At 58.6% G+C, this 23,417-nt stretch carries 20 protein-coding genes, 1 tRNA gene and 3 pseudogenes; 21 read left to right on the top strand and 3 right to left on the bottom strand.

The genetic code is table 11. The features are described from left to right. Positions 1 to 15: 15 nt before the first annotated feature. The 6 genes from rpsF (at position 16) to CUU80_RS06280 (ending at position 3,411) form a co-directional block, all read left to right on the top strand. Positions 16 to 306: a 30S ribosomal protein S6 gene (gene rpsF / locus CUU80_RS06305; RefSeq protein WP_100496500.1), complete on the top strand. Its 291-nt coding sequence runs from the start codon at positions 16 to 18 to the stop codon at positions 304 to 306. Between the two features lie 73 nt (positions 307 to 379). Then, on the top strand, positions 380 to 1,036 hold the full coding sequence (locus CUU80_RS06300; RefSeq protein ID WP_100496499.1) for a single-stranded DNA-binding protein: 657 nt from the start codon (positions 380 to 382) through the stop codon (positions 1,034 to 1,036). A 97-nt stretch (positions 1,037 to 1,133) separates the two neighbouring features. Beyond that, entirely contained in the window at positions 1,134 to 1,382 is a 249-nt protein-coding gene (rpsR, locus tag CUU80_RS06295; RefSeq protein ID WP_033890661.1) for a 30S ribosomal protein S18, read from the top strand. A 19-nt stretch (positions 1,383 to 1,401) separates the two neighbouring features. Then, positions 1,402 to 1,848 carry a 50S ribosomal protein L9 gene (gene rplI, locus CUU80_RS06290; RefSeq protein WP_100496498.1) on the top strand — a complete coding sequence of 149 codons (447 nt, stop codon included), beginning with the start codon at positions 1,402 to 1,404 and terminating at the stop codon, positions 1,846 to 1,848. 380 nt (positions 1,849 to 2,228) lie between these two features. Further along, positions 2,229 to 2,302, top strand: a tRNA-Lys gene (locus CUU80_RS06285). Between the two features lie 374 nt (positions 2,303 to 2,676). Then, the gene (locus CUU80_RS06280) at positions 2,677 to 3,411 is read left to right on the top strand and encodes an MIP/aquaporin family protein (protein ID WP_100496497.1); all 735 of its coding nucleotides are present in this window, start codon (positions 2,677 to 2,679) and stop codon (positions 3,409 to 3,411) included. 74 nt (positions 3,412 to 3,485) lie between these two features. Here the strand turns inward: CUU80_RS06280 and CUU80_RS11240 are convergent, their stop codons facing one another. Then, positions 3,486 to 3,662, bottom strand: coding sequence for a YHS domain-containing protein (locus CUU80_RS11240; protein ID WP_439329974.1), 177 nt, complete (start codon positions 3,660 to 3,662; stop codon positions 3,486 to 3,488). A gap of 159 nt (positions 3,663 to 3,821) precedes the next feature. Beyond that, positions 3,822 to 6,167, bottom strand: a pseudogene (locus CUU80_RS06275) (HAD-IC family P-type ATPase); the annotation flags it as partial. 189 nt (positions 6,168 to 6,356) lie between these two features. On the opposite strand from CUU80_RS06275, the gene CUU80_RS06270 reads away from it, so the two are divergent. The 7 genes and pseudogenes from CUU80_RS06270 to CUU80_RS06245 all read left to right on the top strand — a co-directional run bounded on the left by CUU80_RS06270 (position 6,357) and on the right by CUU80_RS06245 (position 11,738). Further along, positions 6,357 to 6,638 (top strand): metal-sensitive transcriptional regulator, encoded by a 282-nt coding sequence (locus CUU80_RS06270; protein WP_100496495.1) that lies wholly within the window; start codon positions 6,357 to 6,359, stop codon positions 6,636 to 6,638. Positions 6,639 to 6,707: 69 nt separating this feature from the next. Further along, on the top strand, positions 6,708 to 8,111 hold the full coding sequence (locus CUU80_RS06265) for a DNA recombination protein RmuC (protein WP_165775865.1): 1,404 nt from the start codon (positions 6,708 to 6,710) through the stop codon (positions 8,109 to 8,111). Between the two features lie 25 nt (positions 8,112 to 8,136). Further along, entirely contained in the window at positions 8,137 to 8,766 is a 630-nt protein-coding gene (locus tag CUU80_RS06260; RefSeq protein WP_165775864.1) for a type I phosphoribosyltransferase, read from the top strand. 2 nt (positions 8,767 to 8,768) lie between these two features. After that, positions 8,769 to 9,284: pseudogene (locus CUU80_RS11235) on the top strand (RNA methyltransferase); the annotation flags it as partial. Positions 9,285 to 9,404: 120 nt separating this feature from the next. Then, positions 9,405 to 9,680: pseudogene (locus CUU80_RS11230) on the top strand (TrmH family RNA methyltransferase); the annotation flags it as partial. A 160-nt stretch (positions 9,681 to 9,840) separates the two neighbouring features. Continuing rightward, complete coding sequence (locus tag CUU80_RS06250; protein WP_100496493.1) at positions 9,841 to 10,791, top strand: ATP-binding cassette domain-containing protein; 951 nt, start codon at positions 9,841 to 9,843, stop codon at positions 10,789 to 10,791. Further along, positions 10,788 to 11,738 carry a permease of ABC transporter system gene (locus CUU80_RS06245; protein WP_100496492.1) on the top strand — a complete coding sequence of 317 codons (951 nt, stop codon included), beginning with the start codon at positions 10,788 to 10,790 and terminating at the stop codon, positions 11,736 to 11,738. The genes CUU80_RS06250 and CUU80_RS06245 overlap by 4 nt, the downstream gene beginning before the upstream one ends. Before the next feature lie 59 nt (positions 11,739 to 11,797). Here the strand turns inward: CUU80_RS06245 and CUU80_RS06240 are convergent, their stop codons facing one another. Further along, positions 11,798 to 12,778, bottom strand: a complete 981-nt coding sequence (locus CUU80_RS06240; protein ID WP_100496491.1) for a hypothetical protein — start codon at positions 12,776 to 12,778, stop codon at positions 11,798 to 11,800. A 604-nt stretch (positions 12,779 to 13,382) separates the two neighbouring features. Between CUU80_RS06240 and gatC the strand changes: the two genes are divergently transcribed. The 8 genes from gatC to CUU80_RS06200 all read left to right on the top strand — a co-directional run bounded on the left by gatC (position 13,383) and on the right by CUU80_RS06200 (position 23,228). After that, the gene (gene gatC / locus CUU80_RS06235; RefSeq protein ID WP_033890649.1) at positions 13,383 to 13,682 is read left to right on the top strand and encodes an Asp-tRNA(Asn)/Glu-tRNA(Gln) amidotransferase subunit GatC; all 300 of its coding nucleotides are present in this window, start codon (positions 13,383 to 13,385) and stop codon (positions 13,680 to 13,682) included. A gap of 5 nt (positions 13,683 to 13,687) precedes the next feature. Then, a complete protein-coding gene (gatA, locus tag CUU80_RS06230; protein ID WP_100496490.1) occupies positions 13,688 to 15,229 on the top strand; it encodes an Asp-tRNA(Asn)/Glu-tRNA(Gln) amidotransferase subunit GatA in 1,542 nt (513 codons plus the stop codon). 28 nt (positions 15,230 to 15,257) lie between these two features. Continuing rightward, positions 15,258 to 16,757 carry an Asp-tRNA(Asn)/Glu-tRNA(Gln) amidotransferase subunit GatB gene (gatB, locus tag CUU80_RS06225; RefSeq protein ID WP_100496489.1) on the top strand — a complete coding sequence of 500 codons (1,500 nt, stop codon included), beginning with the start codon at positions 15,258 to 15,260 and terminating at the stop codon, positions 16,755 to 16,757. Positions 16,758 to 16,932: 175 nt separating this feature from the next. Beyond that, complete coding sequence (locus CUU80_RS06220; protein ID WP_165775863.1) at positions 16,933 to 18,012, top strand: GNAT family N-acetyltransferase; 1,080 nt, start codon at positions 16,933 to 16,935, stop codon at positions 18,010 to 18,012. Positions 18,013 to 18,018: 6 nt separating this feature from the next. Continuing rightward, on the top strand, positions 18,019 to 18,333 hold the full coding sequence (locus CUU80_RS06215) for a DUF2469 domain-containing protein (RefSeq protein WP_003828150.1): 315 nt from the start codon (positions 18,019 to 18,021) through the stop codon (positions 18,331 to 18,333). A gap of 127 nt (positions 18,334 to 18,460) precedes the next feature. Beyond that, positions 18,461 to 20,074 (top strand): NAD(P)/FAD-dependent oxidoreductase, encoded by a 1,614-nt coding sequence (locus tag CUU80_RS06210; RefSeq protein ID WP_100496598.1) that lies wholly within the window; start codon positions 18,461 to 18,463, stop codon positions 20,072 to 20,074. 350 nt (positions 20,075 to 20,424) lie between these two features. Beyond that, the gene (rho, locus tag CUU80_RS06205; protein WP_100496487.1) at positions 20,425 to 22,554 is read left to right on the top strand and encodes a transcription termination factor Rho; all 2,130 of its coding nucleotides are present in this window, start codon (positions 20,425 to 20,427) and stop codon (positions 22,552 to 22,554) included. Positions 22,555 to 22,838: 284 nt separating this feature from the next. After that, positions 22,839 to 23,228 carry a chorismate mutase gene (locus CUU80_RS06200; RefSeq protein WP_100496486.1) on the top strand — a complete coding sequence of 130 codons (390 nt, stop codon included), beginning with the start codon at positions 22,839 to 22,841 and terminating at the stop codon, positions 23,226 to 23,228. Positions 23,229 to 23,417 lie beyond the last annotated feature (189 nt).

Here is a 23,417-nt window from a genome sequence, read left to right as displayed (position 1 = left end):
CGAAGGAGGTGGGTGATGTCTGCGCACAAGTACGAACTGATGTTCATCGCCGATCCTGAGCTGGATGAGCGCGGTCTGAAGAAGCTGACCGAGCAGTATCTGGAACTCGTCACCAAGGAAGGCGGTTCTTACGATGAGCCCGATTACTGGGGCCGTCGCAAGCTCGCCTATGAGATTGCCGGTAAGACCGAGGGCAACTACGTCGTCGTGAAGTACACCGCCGAGCCCGCTACCAGCGATGAGCTCGACCGCGTGCTCAACCTCAACGAATCCGTGATCCGTACGAAGATCCTTCGTAAGGGCTGAATTCAAAGCGTTAGTCAGCTGAACAGCTGGTATTCAAGGCATTAGGCAAAAGCAAGGTATAAGAAGGACCGTCATGGCAGGCGAAACCGTCATTACCATCGTGGGCAACCTCACCGCGGACCCCGAGCTGCGCACCATCGGCAGCGGGGCTACCGTGGCAAGCTTCACGATTGCTTCCACTCCGCGTAACTGGAACCGTCAGACCAATCAGTTCGAAGATGGTCAGGCACTGTTCATGCGTTGCTCGGCGTGGCGAGATTTGGCCGACCATTGCGCTCAGTCCCTGAAGAAGGGCATGCGTGTGATCGCCACCGGTCGTCTGCAGCAGCGTTCCTATCAGGCTCAGGACGGTTCCCAGCGAACCGTTGTTGAGCTGCAGCTCGATGAGATTGGCCCCTCCCTGCGTTATGCCACCGCACAGGTGTCCCGTACGTCGTCCGGTCAGGGCGGTTTCCAGGGACGCAATAACGGCGGATTCCAGGGTGGTCAGGCCAATCAGGGCTATGGCAATGCTCCGGCCGCGCAGAACGGTGGATACAACGGTGGCCAGGGCGGCTACAACGGTGGGTATCAGGGTGGCGCTGGCTATTCCCAGCAGCCCGCCCAGACCGCACCGTCCGCGCCGGCGGCCGATCCGTGGAGCAACGCCGGTGCATCCGATGGCGGTAGCTTCGCGACGTTCGGTGCCTCCTCCGATTTTGGCGGAGACGACAACGATCCGGAGTTCTGATCCATCGCGCGGTCATTATGATCGCGTGCCGATGCTGAACTTGTCTGCAACCTGCTGATCAGCAGCAATCATCATATTTACTTTTAAGGAGAACATCATGTCACGCAAGAGGCCGCAGCCGCCGGTCAAGCCGTTCAAGAAGAAGCCGAACCCGCTGAAGGCTGCCAAGATTACCGAGATCGATTACAAGGACGTTGCGCTGCTGCGCAAGTTCATCTCCGATCGCGGCAAGATCCGTTCCCGTCGTATCACCGGTGTGACCGTGCAGGAGCAGCGCGAGATCTCGAAGGCTATCAAGAATGCCCGCGAGATGGCTCTGCTGCCGTACGCCACCTCGGGCCGCTGAGTTAGGGAGGCTTTGAACAATGGCTGAAACTAAGGTTATTCTCACCAAGACCGTGTCCAACCTGGGCCACTCCGGCGATGTGGTGAACGTGAAGGCCGGCTACGCCCGCAACTTCCTGTTCCCGCAGGGTCTGGCTTTCGCTTGGACCAAGGGCGCTGAGGCTCAGATCACCGCTATGAAGCGCGCTCGTCTGGCCAAGGCCGTCGCCACCCGTGAAGACGCCGTGGCTGCCAAGGCTGCTATCGAGGGCACCACCGTCGAGATCGCCGCCAAGGTGTCCGAGTCCGGCAAGCTGTTCGGTGGCATCTCCAAGGAAGCCATCGCCATCGCTCTGTCCGACAAGGCTCCGGTTGATCCGAAGTCCATCGAGGTCGAGACCATCAAGACCACCGGCGATTTCCCCGCCAAGGTGGCCCTCCACCCGGAGATCACCGCTTCCTTCTTCGTGAAGGTCGTGGCCGAGTGAATCATTCCGGCGTAATGCTGGAATCTTTCAGACTGGAAGTCTGAGCTTAAGCATTGAAAGCCCCGCGCTTGTGTTCGCACAGCGCGGGGCTTTCGTTTTTCCATGAGAACTCCATCATGGTTGGTCATAAGGGCGTAAAGCGGGGAAGACGTGAGTGCAAGGCACGAGAGTGTGAGCCACGCACGTGATTCACAAAGATGTGTGTATTTTGTGAAGCTGTGATGTCGGTGTGGTTGTCGCGATCGCAAAGACGATGCGCCGCTGCAAAATCGCGATTTTCAAAACGTTGAAATTCCGGGCGACACGCCGAGGGTTGCGCGTGAGACAAATCTGAGTATATTTATCACTCGTTGCAAGGAACACTTCAACAACTAACCAACGCCCCTGTAGCTCAGTTGGTTAGAGCAGCTGACTCTTAATCAGCGTGTCCAGGGTTCGAATCCCTGCGGGGGCACAGACAACCGGAATCGAAAGATTCCGGTTTTTTGTTTTTTCAACACATCCATTCATCAAACCCGCATTGTGGGGTTAATAGGGGTTAAGGGGGTTATAGGCCAAAACGTGGGTCTTAACCGGGTGCGTCGTGGATGTGGGGTTAAGGGTCAAAAAGGGTTGTTCTCACGGGGCAGGTGCGATGAGTGCTCCATATCGCCTGAATGAATGGGATATCAGCCCCTTGTAAACGGGATATCCGATTATCGGATTCCGATGCTGCCGCTCTCGCTTCGCTCACGTTCAGCCCTCGGCGTACACTTGTTCCGTTTGCGTGACTTGGCCATTCGGCCATTGTGGGTCACATCATTCACTAGAACGAGAAAAGAAGAAGCAGTGGAATACTCCCTCTTTACCAAGCTGGCTGCCGAATTCTTCGGTACCGCCATCCTGATGATCTTCGGCAATGGCTCCGTGGCTAACGTCGAACTCAAGAACACCAAAGGCCATCACGCCGGCTGGTTGAACATCGCCATGGGCTATGGCTTCGGTGTGATGTTCCCGGTGCTGATGTTCGGTGCGGTCTCCGGCGCGCATATCAACCCGGCCATGACCCTCGCCCAGGCCGTCAACGGCCTGTTCCCGTGGAACGAAGTGCTGCCGTACATCATCGCGCAGCTGCTTGGCGCCGCTCTGGGACAGTTCATCGTCTACCTGACCTACTATCCGCACTACAAGGAGACTGAGGATCCCGAGGCCATCCTCGCCACCTTCTGCACCACCGATGCGGATAACAAGAAGCTCAATTACTTCATCAACGAGATGTTCGGCACCCTCGTGCTCGTCTTCGGTGCACTGTGCTGCCTGATGGACCCGTGGGGCGAAAAGGATCCGGCCGCTGCCGCAATCGTCGTCGGCTTCATCGTGTGGGGCTTGGTTACCTCCATGGGCGGCCCGACCGGACCGGGCTTGAACCCGGCCCGCGATCTCATGCCGCGTATTCTGCACGCCGTCCTGCCGATTCCGTCCAAGGGCACGTCTCGCTGGAACGAGGCATGGATTCCGGTCGTGGCCCCGATCGTCGGTGCCATTATCGGCTGCTGGATGTTCGTGTTCTTCTTCGGTGCCTGATCACTGGTTTTCGGGCGCGTATGAAATGGCCTCCATCGCAATGATGGAGGCCATTGTTGTTGAGCAGGTTCGACTTACTTCTCCAAGAAGATCTGCGGAGCCTTCATGAAGTTATTGGCGCAGTGCTCGCCGCAGAAGTAGTAGGTTTTGCCATCGTGCTCGCGCGTGATGGCGTCCGCGTTCACGGCCACGGTCATGCCGCATACCGGGTCGGTGGCGGTTTCGCCCTCGGTCGGAGCGGCGTGATGCATGTGCATGTTCATATCCATGGGATTCTCCTTGGTGGTTGGATGGTTGTTGTCCGTATCTGCGGACAAGTGCAATGAGGTGTGATCGTCGATGATGACGGTCGGTTCACCGGCGGGGGCGGCGGTACTTTGCGGGGCGGTGGCACCGGCATCGAATCTGCTGATGTTCACCCCATGCAGACGATTCGCGTTGAGCACCAGGCATACGGAGCTCAGCGCCATCGCAAGCCCTGCGATCATAGGGCTTAGCAGCCAGCCGGTGAATGGGAACAGCACGCCGGCTGCGATCGGAATGCCGATCACGTTGTATCCAAACGCCCAGCCGAGGTTTTCCCGAATGTTGTGCATGGTGGCCTGCGAAAGATCGATGGTTTTCAGTACGCCTCGTAGGTCGCCGCTCATCAGCGTCACGTCGGCGGATTGCATGGCCACATCCGTGCCGGTGCCGATGGCGATGCCGAGATCGGCTTGGGCCAGCGCCGGAGCATCGTTGATGCCGTCGCCCACCATCGCGATAAGGTTTGCTGTCGAGCGATTCTTGCCGGTGTTTGCCGTCGCTGTATCGTGGGCGGCATTGCTGCCTTGTTGTGCTGTAGCGGATTGCGAATCATGTGAATTCCGGGTATCGCGTTCGTGCTGAAGTCGCTGAATCCAGTACGCCTTGCCGTCGGGCTTGACTTCGCAGATCACGGTGTCGATGCCGACTTCGCGTGCGATACGACCTGCCACGTCGGCCTTGTCTCCGGACAACATCACCGTACGTATGCCGCGGGCGCGCAATGCCGCAATCGCCTCGACTGACCCTTCTTTGACGGTGTCCTGTTCGTAACTTGGGCGGCTCCAGTCGGCGTTATCATCGACTACACCTCGGGTGATGGTGCCGGTCTTATCGAAAACCACCGTACCGATGCGTCTCGCCTGTTCCAGAGCTTTTGCGGATGTGACCAGTACGCCGTTGGAGGCACCGAGGCCGAGCGCCACAGTCACGGACAGCGGCGTGGCGAGTCCCAGCGCACACGGGCATGCGATGATGAGCACACTGACGGCAGTGACCAGAGCGTGCGCGAGCTGCGGGCTGGGACCCAGTGAGACCCAGATCGCAAAGGTCCATATGGCGATAATCATCACTGCGGGCACAAAATAGCGCGCAATGCGATCGGCGAGTTGCTGTACGGGGGCTTTGGTGGCCTGCGCTCGTGCCACCATGGCTGTGATTTGCGCAAGTACGGTGTTTGCGCCGACTTGGGTGGCGCGCATCACGCAGTCGCCTTTCATGAGCACCGTAGCGCCGGTCAGCGATGCGCCGGTCGATTTGGACACCGGCTTGGATTCGCCGGTGATCATGGATTCGTCTACCGTGACCTCACCTGCCACGATGACGCCGTCCGTGGGGACTCGCTCGCCGTTACGTACCACAAGAAGGTCGCCGGTACTGATGGAGTCGACGTCGACGTCCGTGCTGTTTGCGGGGTCACGCCACGGGAGGCTGGCTGCTGCGGTTGCCGGCAACGTGGCGTTTGCCGCGGTAATCGGTACGTTGCTGTGCAATCGGTGCGCGGTGTGTGGACGCAACTTGATCAACGCCTGTACGGCTTGCCCGGTGCCTTCGCGCGCCTTGTTTTCCAGTAGACGACCGACCAGTACCAGGGTGATGACCACGCCGACCGATTCGAAATAGGGTTCACGTGAGCCTTCCGGAAATATCCAAGGAGCGACGCACGTCACCAGACTGTAGAGATAGGCGGCTGAGGTTCCCAGCGACACCAACGAATTCATGTCCGGAGAACGGTGGGCGAGTGCCGGGAATCCGACGGTGTGGATGGGGTGGCCGCAGTAGAACATGACTGGGGTGATCAGAATGGCCTGCAGCCAAGGATTGACCATCCAGTGCGGCACGAGTGCGGGGTCGGCCATGTGCAGCATGGTCGTGGCGAAGACCGGAATCGTCAGGATCGCGCCTATGGTCACCAGCCTAGCCAGTGATTTGATTTCCGCGCGGCGCTCTTCGGCTTCGCGGCGTTCGGCTTCGGCCGCGTTCGGTGTTGCCGATGCGGCTGGCGTGGCGGATGGTGGCAGCGGTTGTGCGGCACGTTGTGTGATGGGGTGCGCTGTTGCTTCTGCTGTGTGTTCTTCGACGCGCAGTAATCCGTGCACCATGTTCATGCCACAGGCAAATGGGTATTCGCCGGGCTGAAGAGGTGGCAGCTCCACGGCGGTTGACGTGTTTCCTGGCAACATGATGTCCATGCCCAAGTCGGCAAACACCACATGCGAGGTGCATTCGCCGGTTTCCTTGCGGTCGAAGGTCAGTGTGATGGGCATGTCGGGGCGCATGGTCACCGTGGCGGGGGAGTAGCCGCCCTTGACGGTGATGGTTGCACGTTGGTGGCCTCCCTCGATGATGCCTTCCTTGCCATGTTGCGGGGCGAAGAAGAATCGAAGAACCAGCCATGTCAGTGCTGCTGCAGCCAAGAGTGCCACGGTTACGGGAAAGATGCTGAATGTCATAATCCCTCCTCCTTGATGCTCTCCTATTGTATCCGAGGCACAGTGTATACCCTATACCCCTAGAGGGTATATAATGATGGCGTGTTCGGCTGATGGCGTATCGAGACGCGGATGGCTGGATTCGGGCGTGTACGTATGCTGGCATGTCGGTTGTGTTTGGCGTGCCGCAGATGCAGGAAAGGTGTGCCGATGCATGGTTATGGCGGAGACAAGGCGAAGATTATTGCGCGTTTGCGTCGTATCGAGGGACAAGTGCGCGCCATCGAACAGATGGTGGAAGACGACAAGTATTGCATTGACGTGCTCACGCAGATTTCCGCGTCGAATTCAGCGTTGAAGTCGGTGGCGTTGCTGTTGCTTGACGATCACTTGCAGCATTGCGTGCGTCAGGCGTCGGCTGAAGGCGGGCCGGTTGCGGATGAGAAGCTTGCCGAGGCTTCTGCGGCCATTTCCCGTCTGGTGAAGTCCTGAAAACGGCTTGGTTTCGTCGATGACGGTAAAATTTTACCGGCTCAAGTGTCTGGTGCCATACTGGGGAACATGTCTGAACAACTGGGAACCGTGATTATCGTAGTCGTTGTGCTGGTGGTGGGACTCATGCTGGGTCTTGCTGCCGGATTCCAACTTGGGCGGCAGAAAGGGCAGGAGATGGCCCGGGGCGCCAAGTCCGAGGAACTTGGCGAGGCGCAGGGCGCTCTGGCTTCCGCCAAGGAGGAGATTACCGAGTTGCGTGCGCAGCATGCTGCGGCTCGGGCGCAGGTCGAAGGTGCCGGGCGTGAGCTTGCGTTCGTGAAATCGCAGTTGGCGCAAGCGCAGCAGGCTGAGCAGATTCGCATACAGCATGAGCGGGAACGCGCGTCCGCCGAGGCTGAACGTCAGCGTGAAATTGAAGCGCGTGCCGCAGAGGCCAAACGTCGTGAACAGGAAGAACGCCTCAAAGAACAGAGCAAAGTGCTGGAAGCTCTGGCTCCGGTGGCCAAGAATCTGGATGCCTTGCAGCATAAGGTCACGCAGATCGAAGAGGGGCGCAAACAGGAGATGGGGGCGCTCGGAGCCCAGCTCAAAGGGCTGAATGACCAGCAAGCCCGGCTGGATAAGGAGACCAGCTCGCTTTCCGCTGCATTACGTAACAATAAGGTGCGTGGCGCATGGGGCGAGGCTCAGCTGAAGAACATTGTGGAATCCGCCGGCCTTATGGAGCATGTTGATTTTGATACGCAGGTGGTGGTCACTGGGGCCGATGGCCGCACGCTGCGTCCGGATATGATTGTGCATTTGCCCGGAGGCAAAACCATTCCGATTGATGCCAAGGTGCCATATGCCGATTATCAGCGTGCATGCGAGATTCCTGAGACTGCAACCCCCGAGGAGTTGGCCAGACGAGATGAGTTGCTGCGTTCGCATGCCAAAGCGTTGCGCGAGCATGTGCGCGCCCTCGGGGAGAAGGCGTATTGGAATGCTTTCGACACTGCTCCCGATTTTGTGGTGGCCTTCATCCCGAATGAGGCGTTGCTGCAGGCGGCGCTTGAGGCGGATCCCACGTTGATGGATGATGCATTCTCCCGCAAGGTGGCGCTCACTTCTCCGGTCACGCTCTGGGCTGTGCTGAAATCCGTGGCGTATGCATGGCAGCAGCAGTCCCTGACTGACGATGCCAAGCAGCTGTTCGATCTGTCACGTGAACTGTATGAGCGCTTCGCCGTGCTGGGCGACTACGCCACCAAGCTCGGCGCGCAGATCTCCAAGACGGTGGGTGCATATAACAAATTCGCCGCAAGCCTGGAGAAGCGTGTACTGCCCACGGCGCGTAAATTGCAGAAGATCGAACCCACCAAGGTCATTGAGGAAGTGCCACTGATCGAGTCGGAGAAAGGTAATATCAACGAACTTTCCGCACCCGAGGTGGTGCCGTCGGACGATGATTCGTCCAATGCCCGTTCCTGACCCCCTCAGGCGATAGGCTGTGCATATGACTGAATCTGGATTCCGCCCTACCGGTACCCCGGACCTTGCCGTTGCCAAGCATGCCCCCTCGTTCGCCATGCTGGATCCGCGGGAACAGCTTGCTACCTTGCTCAAAGAACATGTGGTGGGCCGTCCGTTCTCCGAATTGGCGGCGGTGACCTTTGATCACCGCGCAGCTGTGGTGATGGGCCATGTGCTGCTGGACGCCTTGGAGGATGCCGGCTATTCGGTGGACGATTTCGATGCGGTTGGTGCGTTGACGGCGGCCGCTGTGCCGATGGTGTCCGCGATGATGCAGGCTGCCGCCTCTCGTGGGGAGGATTTGGACGGATTCGTGATGGACTTCGTCTATCCCTCCATCAAGGGACCGTCCATCGCCGGGCGTCGTGTATTGCTGCTGGACGCATGGCTGTCCGAAAAGTCGTATGTGCAGACCAGCTCTTTGGTCACCTTGCGCAATGGCAACGAGCTGAGCTTGGATTTCGGCGTGGTGGAGCAGTTGGGCGCAACCGTGGTGGCCATTGCCTCGTTGGTGGGCGGCGGTGCGAAGACTATCGATGTCATCAATCCATCCACCGGAGACGAGCACGAATTGCCTTTCGTTCAGGTCTTCGACGAATCCGAACTGCGATAGACATGCACGCACCCAATCCGATTTCTTTAGCGGCCAAAGCATCCGGTGAACCTGAATTCCGTGAGATTGGCTTAGGTCCATGGAGCGAGACCCATCCTGGCGAGCCTCGCCCGGACGATGCCTCATCCGTCAATTATGATTCCCGTTTCGATGCGGAACTATTGGACGAAGGCGATCGACGCAACGTGCTCGATCGTTATCGTTACTGGTCCGTACCGGCAATCAAAGCCGATCTGGATGCGCGTGATCGTCATGATTTTGAGGTTGCGGTAGAGAACTGGACCCACGATTTCAACATCGGTTCCATGGTTCGTACTGCCAACGCTTTCCAAGCGAAGCGTGTGCACATCGTCGGCCCGCATAAGTGGAATCGCAAGGGCGCTCTGATGACTGAGCTCTACCAGCATGTGGAGCATCATCCTTCGATCGCCGAGCTGGTGGAATGCTGGCGCAACCGGATCGTCGGCGAGATCGCCTACGAGCGTGCCCGTGCTGCTGCGGCCGCCATCCATGTTCACGAATATGGCGCGCATGCTCCTGCGGCTGACGGACAGTCATTGATTCCTGACTCGTTTGGCGGGCAGGACATCGGCGTCACCCGTGGCGGTTCTCCCATGCGGCGCGCCATGGCGGAACTTGCCGATGCGGACAGCCGCATCAAGGAACTACAGGCCGCCCGAGTCATCGCCCTTGATATCATTCCGGGCGCAGTGCCGATGGAAACCTACCGGTTCCCCAAACGATGCCTGCTCCTGTTCGGCGCGGAAGGCCCTGGCCTCAGCCAAAAAGCGCTTGACCTGGCCGATGACGTGGTCTACATCTCCCAGTTCGGGTCCGTACGTTCCATCAACGCCGGTGCCGCTGCCGCCGTGGCAATGCATGCGTGGATTGCGCAGCATGCGGTTATCGCCTGAGCCGAGGGCGAGCGGTCACACGATTAGACCGACCGCATAGCTATACAGCGATGCGCATCTGCCCCGGCAAGCATCACGAGTCATATGTATTCAGTAGCCATACGTTGACAGCGTGCCATGATTGCTGGCGGAGCGGCGCATCGTCGCCTACAGTTAAAGCATGATTGAGGTTGAGGGGCTCAGCAAACGCTTCAAATCCAAACAAGCATTGAGCAATGTGGCGTTTACGGCCGAAGATGGCAAAGTTACAGGTTTTCTAGGACCTAATGGTGCCGGTAAATCCACCACTATGCGGGCAATGCTCGGTTTGATCGCTCCGGATGACGGGCGTGCGCTGATCGATGGCACACCATTCGTTAAGCTCCGTGCACCGATGCGCGCTGTCGGTGCGGTACTGGACGCCAAGTCGGCACACCGGTCCCGTTCCGCGCGAGACCACCTGCTTGCGTTGGCCTATACCAATGGCATTCCCCAACGCCGAGTGGACGAGGTCATCGATATGACCGGTTTGACAAGCGCGGCGCGCACCAAGGCAGGACGCTTTTCTCTCGGTATGAGCCAGCGTCTGTCCATCGCCGCCGCGCTGCTCGGCGACCCACACAATCTGGTATTGGACGAGCCGATCAACGGACTTGATCCCGAAGGCGTCAAATGGGTACGTGAACTATGCCGTTATTACGCTGCACAAGGACGTGCCGTATTGCTGAGCTCGCATCTGATGAGCGAAGTGGCGCTCACAGCAGACAATCTGGTGATCATTGGCCAAGGACGTATTTTGGAAACCACTACGGTGGGCAAGTTCGTAGCCGAACATTCCACACGCTCCATCCGCGTAGTGACTCCCGAGCCAGACAAGCTCCATGCGATTTTCGCTAACGCGTCACAAGTTCAAGTCGTGTCAGATCAGCGGACGCCTGCAGATCCGCCCATCGGCGAGGTATTCCGCATCACCGGTGCCGATCTGGTTGCTGCGGCCCATGTATTCGCCCGAGCTGGACTCATTACATATGAACTTGTCGAGGAACGCGCCTCGCTGGAGGAGGCATACATGGCTTTGACGCATAACCAAGTCGAATATCAGGCCAAGCCAGCCGCGGAGGTGACGAAATGAGCGTAACAACCACGAACGCCGAAGCCGCGAGCGCTGCCGTAAACCGATCTGCCGGCCGTCGCGCCAACCGTTGGAACCGCCGCATCCGATTATCTTTCCTCGGTTCGCTCAAGGCCGAGCTGCTCAAACTCAGGTCGTTGAAGTCCACTTGGATATTGCTCGGCCTAGCCGCCGCGCTCATGGTGGGCATGGCTGCACTGAGTGCTTGGACCATAACGTTCATGGCCACCGTCGACATCACCACTGGCAAAACGCTTGATCATCCCAAGCCTCTTGCCGCAGTTGACCTATGGGCGGTGCTGGCTTCATCGGGCAGCACCGCAGCACTGGTGATCGGCATTTTCGGCGTTATGGCCATCACCAGCGAATACACTACATCCGCTATTCAATCCAGCCTGACCGCCAATCCCCGGCGCATCATGTTCTATACCAGCAAATCGCTCGCCGTGGCGCTGTATGCACTCGCATCAGGCATGGTGGGCGTCCTGCTGGCCTCCGGCGTACTGTGGCTGTTCGTCCACGGACATGATGTCGCCGCGTTGAAAGGGGACCAGTGGCGCATCATCCCCATCACCGTGGCGGGATTTCCGCTGATCATCATGCTTATCGCTCTGTTGGCGGTGGGCTTGGGTGCCTTGACACGCTCCACGGTGGGAGGGGTGAGCATAGTGGTCGTGCTGCTTATGGTGCTCTCTTCCATACTGGCCATTGTCTCCATGGCGGTCAGCCAGGTGTCATGGCTTGGCACGTTGGCGTATCTCACGCCGGATATGTCTATGAACAACTTCCTTGGTGCCAGCATCAGAAGCGATGCGGTCTCGTCCGTCACCTCGCAGCAGAATTATTGGATTCCCGAATGGTGGCAGTCCGGTCTCATCCTGTGTGCGTGGGTCGCCGTGGCGTGGATTGGCGGACTGACCGTCACTGCAAAAGCTGATATCAAATAATCAAATAATGGGTGCTCTGCCGCGTGCGTGGCGATGCGTGGTGATGCAGTGCCTGTCTGCTAGCCCGCACTCGTTGCAGGAACCATTATTGATCTGGCGTTTGGTATGCCTGCTGCGCGCAACTTGCTGATCAATGGATGTCGCGCCATCGCATCCTCATAGGTAAATCGAACTATGGCATCGACTTTGGCGCGATACAATCCGGTTTCCCGTTCTTTTTCCGCATGGACCGCGCCGCGAATACCGCTTCGATTATTCATGTCCGGATTCACATATTTTTCATAACCGTCAAATTCGCCTACAACGATACGGCCTGTAGGCAGTCTCCAAAGATAATCCACTCGATATAGAGATCCGGTTTGCGGATCGATGATTTCCTGTTGTAGCTCGGGAATCATCAATCCGCCTTCGATGATTGTTGCTAAGGCCAATGATTCGCCGCCGTTTTCGCATTCCGGGTTAGCATAATGCAACAAACGGAATATCGGCGTGCAATCACGATGCATGGTGCCGCAGATATCGAAGATGTCTGCAACGGTGACTCCTTTGCGCAGTGCTGAATTGATAATAGGCAGCGCGAAACGGAATTCCGTGGAAAGGCCGCAATCCACGACTGTTCGGGCTTTGCTGGTGACTGGAAGCCCGTTGACATATTCCGGTATGCAGTTCGGTGCGAATATGCGTTTCACCTGTGAACTGCTGGAGCGCGGTCCTTGCGATGCCGTGATGATAGTGATGGAACCGTCATGAAGACGCCACTGATGTTCGAGACCGTGAATGGCTGCTGCCGTGATTCCTGCGAATACCCAGTTTGGATGTTTGAGATGTGCGGTGCGGGCCATATGCCGGGTACGTTCATCGGGCCGTAAGGAACTCCAGTATTCCGGTACGACATACATGTTGGGGGATATGCGTCTGAGCTCAAGCGCCTGTGCGCGTCGCGCCAGCGCTGAACGATGCGCCTTGGTGGTGCCGTATACGCAGCGGTGCTCGGCCTTGGCTTGCGCAACAATGGTGTCCACTTCTTTGTGATGTTTCATGATTCGACGGTATGTCAGCAGCGGCTGTGGAGTCCAGTTATTCGAGGCAATGTGGTTCGAGCTTCGGCACCTGGCCGGGTGTATGGGCGATTGCGCCGGATTGTGAGCGATTGCGCGAATGCCGAGTTCGTCGCTGTCATTGAGAAATGTGGATAACTCGAAAGTCGGAGGAGCGATAAGTCGCTCAGATGTTCGACCAGACCGAGGATGCGTCCTGGTAATCGGTGATAAGCGGGGCGAGTTCTCGGCGCAGTCGAGATTTCACCCTGTGCGCGGGCGCTTAGCGAGGCATTTTCTTGGGCGGCTCGATGATATGCTCCGATAACCGCGATAAACGGGGCGCTTCATAGACAAAGTCGAGAATGCGCTTCACTGAGAAATTGCCAGTGGGTCGAATCATCGGCCACCCCGAGAATTCCTGCCGCTTGGACACTTTTCGCGGAGCGGATCGTCGGCCGATTCGAGGTTTTGCCGCGCGGACAAGCGTCAAAGGGAAAGAGTCCTCGGCCAAGTCGGACTTTTGCCGCGCTGAGGGGTTCCAATAGGCGTCGAAACGAGCCATTCCGATAACCGCGTGTCACAAACCGCTCGTATAGTAAGGCGCATGCCAACATTTTCACGCGAAGAAATCGTGCATTTGGGCGATCTTGCCCGAATCGCGCTCACCGATGAGGAAATCACCCGTCTGCAGGGCGAACTGAACGTCATCGCAGACTCCATCAACAAGGTTCAGGAAGTTGCCTCCGACGACGTTGAACCCACTGCAAACCCGGTTCCGCTTGAGGCTTACATGCGTCCGGACGTTGCCGAAACCCCGCTCACGCAGGAGGAGGCGCTCGCCGGTGGTCCGAAGACCGAGGCCGGTATGTTCGTGGCACCGCGAATCCTGGGAAGCGAGGAGTGAACCCGATGAGCAACGAAACCGCAACTCTCGTCAAGCTGTCCGCTGCCGAGCAGGCCGCCGCCATCAAGAAGGGCGACGTCACCTCCCGTGAGCTGGTTGAAGCTCACCTCAAGGTGATCGAAGCCGCAGAGCCGTCCATCAAGGCCTTCCTCAAGGTCTCCGGCGATGTGGCTCTGGAACAGGCCGACGCCTTCGACAAGAAGTCCGCCGAAGACAAGGCCGCTTTGCCTGAGCTGGCTGGCGTGCCGATCGCCATCAAGGACATGATCGTCACCAAGGGCATCGAGACCACCGCAGCCTCCAAGATCCTCGAAGGCTGGGTGCCGCCGTATGACGCCACCGTCATCGAGAAGCTCAAGGCCGCTGGCATGCCGTTGCTCGGCAAGACCAATCTGGATGAGTTCGCACAGGGCTCCTCCACCGAGCACTCTGCCTACCAGACCACCCACAACCCGTGGGATACCGAGCGCGTGCCCGGTGGTTCCGGTGGTGGTTCCGCTTCCGCAGTCGCCGCGTTCGAGGCTCCGCTGGCCCTCGGCACCGATACCGGTGGCTCCATTCGTCAGCCAGGCGCTCTGACCGGCACCGTCGGTGTCAAGCCCACCTACGGCGGCGTCTCCCGTTTCGGTGCCATCGCCATGGCCTCCTCGCTCGACCAGATCGGTCCGGTCTCCCGTACTGTGCTTGACTCCGCCCTGCTGCAGGAAGTCATCGGTGGCCACGATCGCCGCGATTCGACTTCCATTCCGGAAGGCCCGCGCCCGATGGTCGCCGCTGCCCGCGAGGGTGCCAAGCGCGACCTCAAGGGTCTGAAGGTCGGCCTTATCAAGGAGCTCGGCGGCGACGGCTTCCAGCCCGGCGTCGAGGCCCGCTTCAACGAGGCAGTCGATAAGCTCAAGGAGATGGGTGCCGAGGTCGTCGAGGTTTCCGTGCCTCACATCGGTTACTCTCTGGGCGCCTACTACATCATCATGCCGTCCGAGGTGAGCTCCAACCTGGCTCGCTATGATGGCATGCGCTACGGCCTCAGGGTCATGCCGCCGGCCGGTGTGCCGCAGACCGCCGCCAACATGATGGCCTACACCCGAGAGGCCGGCTTCGGCGACGAGGTCAAGCGTCGTATCATCCTTGGCACCTACGCGCTGTCCGCCGGCTACTACGATGCCTGGTACGGCTCGGCTCAGAAGGTTCGCACCCTGATCATCCAGGACTTCAAGAAGGCCTTCGAGCAGGCCGATGTGCTGGTTTCCCCGACCTCCCCGTCCACCGCTTTCAAGTTCGGCGAGAAGATGGACGATCCGCTGGCCATGTACATGAACGATATCGCCACCATCCCGGCCAACCTCGCCGGTGTGCCGGCCATGTCCATTCCGGCCGGTCTGTCCGACGACGGTCTGCCCGTAGGCTTCCAGTTCATCGCCCCGCAGCAGCGTGACGAGGTCATGTACAAGCCGGCAGCTGCCCTTGAGGCTGCTCTTGAGGAGAGCTGGGGCGGTCCGATCTGGAACAACCTGAAGACCCCGTGGCTCGACGGCCTTGCTGAGTAAAGCATCGGAAGGAAAGAAAAACAACATCATGGCTGAAAAACTGATGAAGTACGCCGATGCCACCAAGAAGTACGATGTGGTCTTCGGCTTGGAAACCCACGTTGAGTTGAGCACGAACACCAAGCTGTTCTGCCCGGCTCATATCGAGTTCGGCGGCGAGCCGAACACCCAGCTGACCCCGGTTTCCCTGGGTCTGCCGGGCAGCCTGCCGGTGGTCAACAAGACTGCCGTCGACTACGCCATCAAGCTGGGTCTCGCCCTGCACTGTGAGATCGCCGAATGGAGCCAGTTCGCCCGTAAGAACTACTTCTACCCGGATATGCCGCGTGACTATCAGATCTCCCAGTACGACAAGCCCACCAACGGCAACGGCTACCTGGACGTTGAGTTGGAAGACGGCACGGTGTTCCGTGTGCCGATCGAGCGTGCCCACATCGAGGACGACGCCGGCAAGAACACGCACGTCGGTGGTGCCGATGGCCGTATCGAAGGTGCCGATCACTCCCTCGTGGATTACAACCGTGCCGGTGTGCCGCTGATCGAGATCGTGACCAAGCCGATCGAAGGCGCTGGCGACCGTGCTCCGGAAATCGCGGGTGCCTACATGCGCGCCATCCGCGACATCGTTCGTGCGCTGGGCATCTCCCACGCTCGTATGGAGCAGGGCAACATGCGTGCCGATGTGAACGTCTCCCTGCGTCCGTCCGCCGATGCTCCGTATGGCACTCGTTCCGAAACCAAGAACGTGAATTCCTTCCGCGGCATCGAGAAGACTATCCAGTACGAGATTCGTCGTCAGGCTGCGCGTCTCGACGAAGGCAAGGACATCCTGCAGGAGACTCGCCACTGGGATGAGGCCACGCAGACCACCGCCGGCGGCCGCGTGAAGTCCGATGCAGACGATTACCGTTACTTCCCGGATCCTGATCTGGTGATGCTGCACATCACCAAGGAGCACATCGCCGAGATTCAGGCCCAGATGCCGGAGATGCCGCGCGAGCGTCGCAACCGTCTCAAGAGCGAGTGGGGCCTGACCGACCTGCAGATGCGTGACATCCTCAACGCCGACGCCCTCGATCTCATCGAGGAAACCGTCAAGGCCGGTGCTTCCGCCGCCGGTGCCCGCAAGTGGTGGCTGGGCGAGCTGAGCCGCGAAGCCAACGCCAAAGGCGTTTCGCTGGAAGAGCTGCCGGTCACCCCGGCGGATGTGGCCGAGGTGGAGAAGCTCATCGCTGACGGCAAGCTCAACGACAAGCTCGCCAAGCAGACCGTCGCCGGTGTGCTGAAGGGCGAAGGCACCCCGGACGAGGTAGTCGCCAAGCACGGCTACAAGATCGTCGAGGACAACGGCGCTATCGAGGCTGCCGTGGACGCGGCGTTCGAAGCCAACCCCGACGTGGTCGAGAAGCTCAAGAGCGGCAACATGAAGCCGATGGGTGTGATCATCGGCGCTGTGATGAAGGCCACTCGTGGTCAGGCTGATGCCAAGGCCGTGACCAAGGTCGTCATGGGCAAGATCAAGAACTGATCGGGCAATACACCCGCACAAACAACAGGCCGTAACCGCGCGACATTACCAATGGTCCGCGCGGTTACGGCCTGTTGTGTTGTATACAGCGTCCACAGTCGTCTTTCAGCGTTCACCCAGTCGAGTAATATATGTTCGGCACTGAATCGTGAGCCGAAACAGGGGACAACTAGCAATGACTGACACCAACGAGACGCTGAGTATGGCAATGAAAGCGCAAGCGGCGCGCGATCTGCCGCGTAGCATCGTTATTCCGCCGATTGCCGGTGAAATGGTGCATCTGCGCCCGGCAACCGTTGACGATCTGCCTCGTTTGGATGAACTTGACGCCTTCTATGGTGCCTCCAAAATCACCGGCAAAGACCCGGCCACCGAACGCGCGGTGGTGCATACATGGGTCCGTCGCTCTCAGGCATGGGAAGCCGGTCAGGCACCGGCGGAATCCGGTGTGGGAGACCCGGAATCTCGTCGCACGATCGCATGGGCGGTACTCACCGACGCCGATCACGACGACGACGGTAAAGTGGATGCCTCGAAAACCGACAACGTCATTGGCATGATTTTCCTGATCGATATCGACGGTTGGTCCCGCTCCGCCCGTATCCAGATCGTGTTGGGTCGGGATTATCGTGGCCGTGGCTATTCGCGCGACGCCATGCCGCGTGTGATGACCTATGGTTTCGCTCCTGAGCCGGCTGGCCTTGGCATGCACCGTATTTGGGTTGGTGTGCCGGAGAAGAACAGCCGTTCCATTTCCGTGTACCAGTCGCTCGGCTTCGTGCCGTCCGGCACCTCGCGCGATGCGTTGTGGGATGCGGAAAACGACAAGTATCAGGATTTGATCGTCATGGACACCTTGGTGGACGAATACGATCCGATTCGATCTCTTGACGCGTTCGGCATGCATTTGATCGAAGACAATCCCGGCGTCAAAGAGGCGTTGTCCGCGCGTGAGCACTCCATCGCCATTCAGGTGAATCAGGAACGGGCGGTCGCATCGGATGAGTCCGGCACCGATCAGGTGGAATATACTCAACCAGGTATGGCGGGCGAGTCTGAAACCCATGAGGATGCGGCCAAGGCCAAGGACAAGCGCAATGGTGACGAGCGTCAAGATGGCAAACACAGTGCCACTCGCCGCAGTCTGGAAGAGGAAAGCAACTGGCCGTACGGGCAGGGCGAGCGCAAGCCGTCAAAGGAAGCATGGTGGCGTACGCTGGGCCGCGGCCGTAAGCGTGAAACGGAAGGTGAATAATCAGGCATGAGCGCCGAGGATCTTGACAATTACGAAACCGACGCCGAACTTGCTCTGTACCGGGAATACCGCGACGTTATCAAGCTGTTCACCTATGTGGTGGAGACTGAACGTCGCTTCTATCTGGCGAACAAAGTGGATTTCAATGTACGTTCCGCCGGACAGGATGTGTATTTCGATGTGCAGCTGACTGACGCATGGGTGTGGGATGTGTACCGTTCCAGCCGTTTCGTCAAATCCGTGCGTATCGTAACGTTCAAGGACGTGAATGTAGAGGAAGTCCAGAAAACCGATATCGACATCCCGGACGATATCCATTAGGCAATCCATTAAGCACTCTGGAGCACAGGCGATTGCCGAAGAGAAATCGTGACGAAATGCACAATCAGAGCGTGCGTTTCCAAGGCTTAAGGTAAGCTATCGCTGATTTGGTTATAAGGAGATGCAAGTGAGCGAAAAGCAATCCGTGGTGATTATCGGCGGTGGTCCCGCCGGTCTGACCGCCGCATGGGAGCTCGTCAAGGACGGTGGCTCCGAAAAGTATGACGTGACCGTGTTGGAGGAGACCCGCGCATTCGGTGGCATTTCTCGCACCGTCAAACATAACGGCAACCGCATGGATATCGGCGGTCACCGTTTCTTCTCCAAGGACGATCGCATCATGGAGTGGTGGAAGAACGTGCTGCCGCTGCAGGGCGCTCCTTCCTACGATGACAAGAAGCTTGGCCGCGAACACGACATGGAACCGGGCGGCCCGGATCCTGAAGTGGAAGACAAGGTGATGCTCAAGCGCCACCGTGTGTCCCGTATCTACTGGAACCGTCGTTTCTTCGATTATCCGATTTCGCTGAGCCCCAACACGTTCAAGGCCATGGGCTTCAAGCTCACGCTGGTGGCCGGCTTCAGCTACCTGAAGTCCATGTTCCACAAGCTGCCGGAAGACAATCTGGAGAACTTCTACATCAATCGTTTCGGCCGCAAGTTGTACTCGATGTTCTTCGAGGGCTACACCGAGAAGCTGTGGGGCCGTCACCCCTCCCAGATCTCCGCTGATTGGGGCGCTCAGCGCGTCAAGGGCCTGTCCATCATGGGGGTGTTGAAGAACGCCTTCCAGAAGCTGCTGCCGAAGAAGCGCTCCAACGCCGAGGTGGAGACCTCCCTCATCGAGGAATTCTGGTACCCGAAGTATGGCCCCGGCCAGCTGTGGGAAACTGTGGAGTCCAACTGCGAGGCCGCGGGCGTTAAGGTGTTGACCGACGCCAAGGTGGTGGAGCTTCGTCAGACCAACGGTGCTGTCTCTTCCGTGGTGTACGAGGATTCCGAGGGCAACCGTACCGAGCTCGCCGGCGATCAGTTCATTTCTTCGATGCCGGTGAAGGATCTGGTCAATGCGATCGACGCCGCCGGTTCCGATCCTGAGGCCACCGACTCCAAGCCGGCCCCGACCGATATGACCGCCGTGGCCAACGGTCTGCCGTACCGCGACTTCGTGACCGTGGGCCTTCTGGTCAAGCATCTGAAGCTCAAGAACACCACCGACATCCCCACTCTCGGCAACCCGCCGATCGTGCCGGATTGCTGGATCTACGTGCAGGATCCGGGCTACAAGGTCGGCCGTCTGCAGATCTTCAACAACTGGAGCCCGTATCTGGTCAAGGATGTGGACGACACCGTGTGGGTCGGCCTGGAGTACTTCTGCGAGGAAGGTGACTCCTTCTGGAACATGAGCGACGAGGACGCCACCAAATTCGCCATTTCCGAGCTCACCCGCATGCGTGTGATCAGCGGTCCGGACGATGTGCTCGATTCTCATCGTGAGCGCGTCAAGAAGGCCTACCCCGCCTACTTCGACACCTACGAGCACATGGACGAGCTCATCGAATACCTCGATGGTTTCGGCAACCTGTACTGCGTGGGCCGTAACGGTCAGCACCGTTACAACAACATGGATCACTCCATGGCCACCGCCATGGAAGCCGTGGACAACATCAAGACCGGCAAGACCTCCAAGAAGAACGTGTGGTCTGTCAACACTGAAAAGTCCTACCATGAGCAAAAGTAAATAATGGAGCGTGACACAACAGTCCGACGATTGTTGTGACGTGACAAAGCCCTCTCAAGCGCAATCCCGCCTGAGAGGGCTTTTCTGTTGTGTGCTTCTTCCGGCACATCCGTATCTGTTGAGTCTGTACGCTGCAATCTGATTGGATTATGCGATATATGACCGTTGATCTGCGTTTGATAGGGACGTTCCGCAGTCGTTTTGCGTTGGTCTGGTTGACGTTGTAAAGTGTTCAACGTTCGTTCAGGCACCAGAGACGCAGACGAACATTCGTTGGCGGGTGAACCCGCAAATATCACTCTTAACGCCGTGGCGGCCGTGGGCTTGCGCGGTACGGAAAGGGCATACCAGTGGCAAATAGCCAAGATCTTGAGAGTATGAAACTGCCTGAGCTCAAGGAGCTCGCCAAGCAGATGGGATTGCGCGGCACGTCGACCATGCGCAAGCCCGAACTCATCGCCACTCTTCAGGCCGCGCGCAGTGGCGGTCAGGCGCCGGCTGGTGTGACCGTACGTGCGCCTAAGGGCACCAAAACCAGCAAGGATGCCGAGACCGCTGCCCAGATCGCCACTTCGTCGACCGAGTCCGAGCCTATCGCCGCGTCTGCAGACATCTCGGATGCTCCGATTGTTCCCGCTGAGTCCGCTGCGGATGCTTCCGTTGCCGCCTCCGACGATGTCGATGCCCGCGCTCAGGATGCCGCTGATCTCGTTGCCGCCGCGGTGGAAACCGTCTCTGAATCCGCAGATGGTGCCGAATCGGAAGCTCTTCGTCGTCGGACTCGTCGCAAGTCGGAAGCTGCAGATTCTCGTCGTACCGCACGTCGTAAAAACGCCGATGGTGAGGCCCCGCGCCGCAAGTCCCGCAAGCAGGACGATATTGCAGATGATCTGCTTGCCTCGCTTGATTTGGGAGAAGGCGATGGCGGCGATCGTGCCTCTCGTCGTACGCGTCGTGAGGAGCCTGTCGAGCCGATTATCCGTCGTGTTCGCAATGACGAGGGTGATCAGGAGCGTCGTCGTGATGAGGATCGTGACGACAATGTGCGTGATCTTGATGATATTCTGGCCACCTTGCCTACGCAGAAGCACGTGGAACCGGCCGAAGGTGAGGACAACGGCGAAGAACGTGAATTTGTGCGTCGCAACCGCAACCGTGGTGACCGTGCCGATCGCGATACTCACAACGACCGTTCCGATCGCGCGGATCGTCGTGGCCGTCGTGTGCGTGGCCGTGACGCCAACGGCGAGGACGATCGTCGTCGTGACGATCATGAAGCGCGCGCGGAACGCGCGGATCGTGACGCCCGCCGTGAAGAGCCGGCCGAGGATCTGGTCCCCGTGGCGGGCATTATCGACGTGCTTGATTCCTACGCTTTCGTGCGTACCTCCGGTTATTTGCCCGGACCGAACGACGTGTATGTTTCCATGGGACAGGTCAAGAAGTATGGCTTGCGTAAGGGCGATGCGGTGCACGGTTCCATTCGCGCTCCGCGTGAAGGTGATCGCCGCAATCAGCGTCAGAAGTTCGTGCCGCTGCAATCCATCGATTCCATCAACGGCCAGAGCGTTGAAGAATCGTTGAACCGTCCGCAGTTCTCCAAGCTCACTCCGCTCTACCCGCAGGAGCGTTTGAAGCAGGAGACCGTGCCGAACAAGCTCACCGGTCGCATCATGGATATTGTGGCCCCGATCGGCAAAGGCCAGCGTGGTCTGATCGTCTCCCCGCCGAAGGCCGGCAAGACGATTACCCTGCAGAACATCGCCAATGCCATCGCTACCAATAATCCTGAAGTGCATCTGATGGTGGTGCTCGTGGACGAGCGTCCTGAAGAAGTCACCGACATGGAGCGCACGGTGCAGGGCGAGGTTATCTCCTCCACCTTCGACCGTCCGGCCTCCGACCACACCACGGTTGCTGAGCTGGCCATCGAACGTGCCAAGCGTTTGGTGGAACTGGGACAGGATGTAGTGGTGTTGCTTGACTCCATGACCCGACTGGCCCGCGCCTACAACATTGCGGCTCCGGCCTCCGGTCGTATTCTCTCCGGTGGTGTGGATGCTCAGGCACTGTACCCGCCGAAGAAGTTCTTCGGTGCCGCCCGCAACATCGAAAACGGTGGCTCGCTGACGATTATCTCCTCCGCGCTGGTGGAAACCGGCTCCAAGATGGACGAGGTGATTTTCGAGGAGTTCAAGGGCACTGGCAATATGGAATTGCGTCTGTCTCGCGAGTTGGCGGACAAGCGTCTCTTCCCAGCCATCGACATCAATGCGTCCGGTACTCGACGCGAGGAGCTCATCACCAATCCGCAGGAGTTGCCGATTATTTACCGTCTGCGTCGTCTGCTCGGCGGCATGGAGCCCGAACAGGCCTATCAGACGCTGGTGCCGCGTCTCAAGAAGACCGCCACCAATCGCGATTTCCTCGCAGCCATTGTGCAGCAGGCCAATACTGGCAATGCCACCAACGGCAACTGACGCCGTAACGTGCGCCTAGGGCTGTATTCTATGTCATGTGGAATGCAGCCCTTTTTGTCGTATTGGGGGGGCTGGGCTCCACTGTGGGCATTCCATTGTGGATAGGGAGAGGATGTTTTTCACCGGCCGACTGTGCGATGATTGCCCCGCATCGGCTGGAAGACCGGAAATCAGCCCTTGTAACGTGATAGCTGGCTTATTTGGACGTACAAGAGCATCGTGCGGGGTCGCAAAAGAACACAAAGGCTCGCGAAAAACCGTGGTGGAGGAGTATTCTCGAATCTATGAGCGAAACGAGCAGTGACTGGCAGAGGACCACCATTGATTCCGCCCAGGCGGCGGCCCATCCGGAAACCGCACAGGCGGTGGCGCGCATCAAAGCGCTTCGTCAATCCATCGACAACATTGACTCCGCTGTGATTTCATTGCTTGCCGAGCGGTTCAAAACCACTTCGCAGGTGGGCGTACTGAAAGCCAATGCCGGATTCGCTCCCGAAGACATGAAACGCGAAGATTATCAGATCGAACGTCTTCACCGCATCGCCATCGAAGCGGGCCTAGACCCGGAAATCGCAGAAAAATACCGCGAGTTCGTGGTGACCGAAGCGAAAAAGCGACATCAGCACATCGCCGATGCCGGGGGAGACCCGGGCGTGCTCGACGTATTCGCATAAACAATGAGGTAGGGGTTTGTCCGACTGGTTCAATCAGTCGGACAAACCCCTACCTCATATAGCTATAGAGCTTGCCGAAACAGCGGTGACGCGGCAGCCGTCATTTCTTCTTAACAGGCCGAGCCGTATAGCGGGAAGCCCAGTGGGCTTCCCGTAGGCGAGGTGAGCGGCTGCACTATAAGCAGCCGC

This window comes from Bifidobacterium scaligerum (genome assembly GCF_002802865.1).
GTDB lineage: Bacteria > Actinomycetota > Actinomycetes > Actinomycetales > Bifidobacteriaceae > Bifidobacterium > Bifidobacterium scaligerum.
Note: the sequence above shows the minus strand (reverse complement) of the source record. Positions and strands in the feature narration are given on the sequence as shown.

Bases quoted from the DNA above. Each gene is read 5' to 3' on its own strand.
- CUU80_RS06240 (WP_100496491.1), bottom strand. From the start codon at position 12,778: ATGAAACATCACAAAGAAGTGGACACCATTGTTGCGCAAGCCAAGGCC.
- CUU80_RS06215 (WP_003828150.1), top strand. From the start codon at position 18,019: ATGAGCGCCGAGGATCTTGACAATTACGAAACCGACGCCGAACTTGCT.
- CUU80_RS06245 (WP_100496492.1), top strand. From the start codon at position 10,788: ATGAGCGTAACAACCACGAACGCCGAAGCCGCGAGCGCTGCCGTAAAC.
- gatA (WP_100496490.1), top strand. From the start codon at position 13,688: ATGAGCAACGAAACCGCAACTCTCGTCAAGCTGTCCGCTGCCGAGCAG.
- CUU80_RS06270 (WP_100496495.1), top strand. From the start codon at position 6,357: ATGCATGGTTATGGCGGAGACAAGGCGAAGATTATTGCGCGTTTGCGT.
- CUU80_RS06200 (WP_100496486.1), top strand. From the start codon at position 22,839: ATGAGCGAAACGAGCAGTGACTGGCAGAGGACCACCATTGATTCCGCC.
- CUU80_RS06220 (WP_165775863.1), top strand. From the start codon at position 16,933: ATGACTGACACCAACGAGACGCTGAGTATGGCAATGAAAGCGCAAGCG.
- CUU80_RS06300 (WP_100496499.1), top strand. From the start codon at position 380: ATGGCAGGCGAAACCGTCATTACCATCGTGGGCAACCTCACCGCGGAC.
- rpsF (WP_100496500.1), top strand. From the start codon at position 16: ATGTCTGCGCACAAGTACGAACTGATGTTCATCGCCGATCCTGAGCTG.
- CUU80_RS06250 (WP_100496493.1), top strand. From the start codon at position 9,841: ATGATTGAGGTTGAGGGGCTCAGCAAACGCTTCAAATCCAAACAAGCA.
- gatB (WP_100496489.1), top strand. From the start codon at position 15,258: ATGGCTGAAAAACTGATGAAGTACGCCGATGCCACCAAGAAGTACGAT.
- rplI (WP_100496498.1), top strand. From the start codon at position 1,402: ATGGCTGAAACTAAGGTTATTCTCACCAAGACCGTGTCCAACCTGGGC.
- rpsR (WP_033890661.1), top strand. From the start codon at position 1,134: ATGTCACGCAAGAGGCCGCAGCCGCCGGTCAAGCCGTTCAAGAAGAAG.
- CUU80_RS06260 (WP_165775864.1), top strand. From the start codon at position 8,137: ATGACTGAATCTGGATTCCGCCCTACCGGTACCCCGGACCTTGCCGTT.
- CUU80_RS06265 (WP_165775865.1), top strand. From the start codon at position 6,708: ATGTCTGAACAACTGGGAACCGTGATTATCGTAGTCGTTGTGCTGGTG.
- gatC (WP_033890649.1), top strand. From the start codon at position 13,383: ATGCCAACATTTTCACGCGAAGAAATCGTGCATTTGGGCGATCTTGCC.
- CUU80_RS11240 (WP_439329974.1), bottom strand. From the start codon at position 3,662: ATGCATCACGCCGCTCCGACCGAGGGCGAAACCGCCACCGACCCGGTA.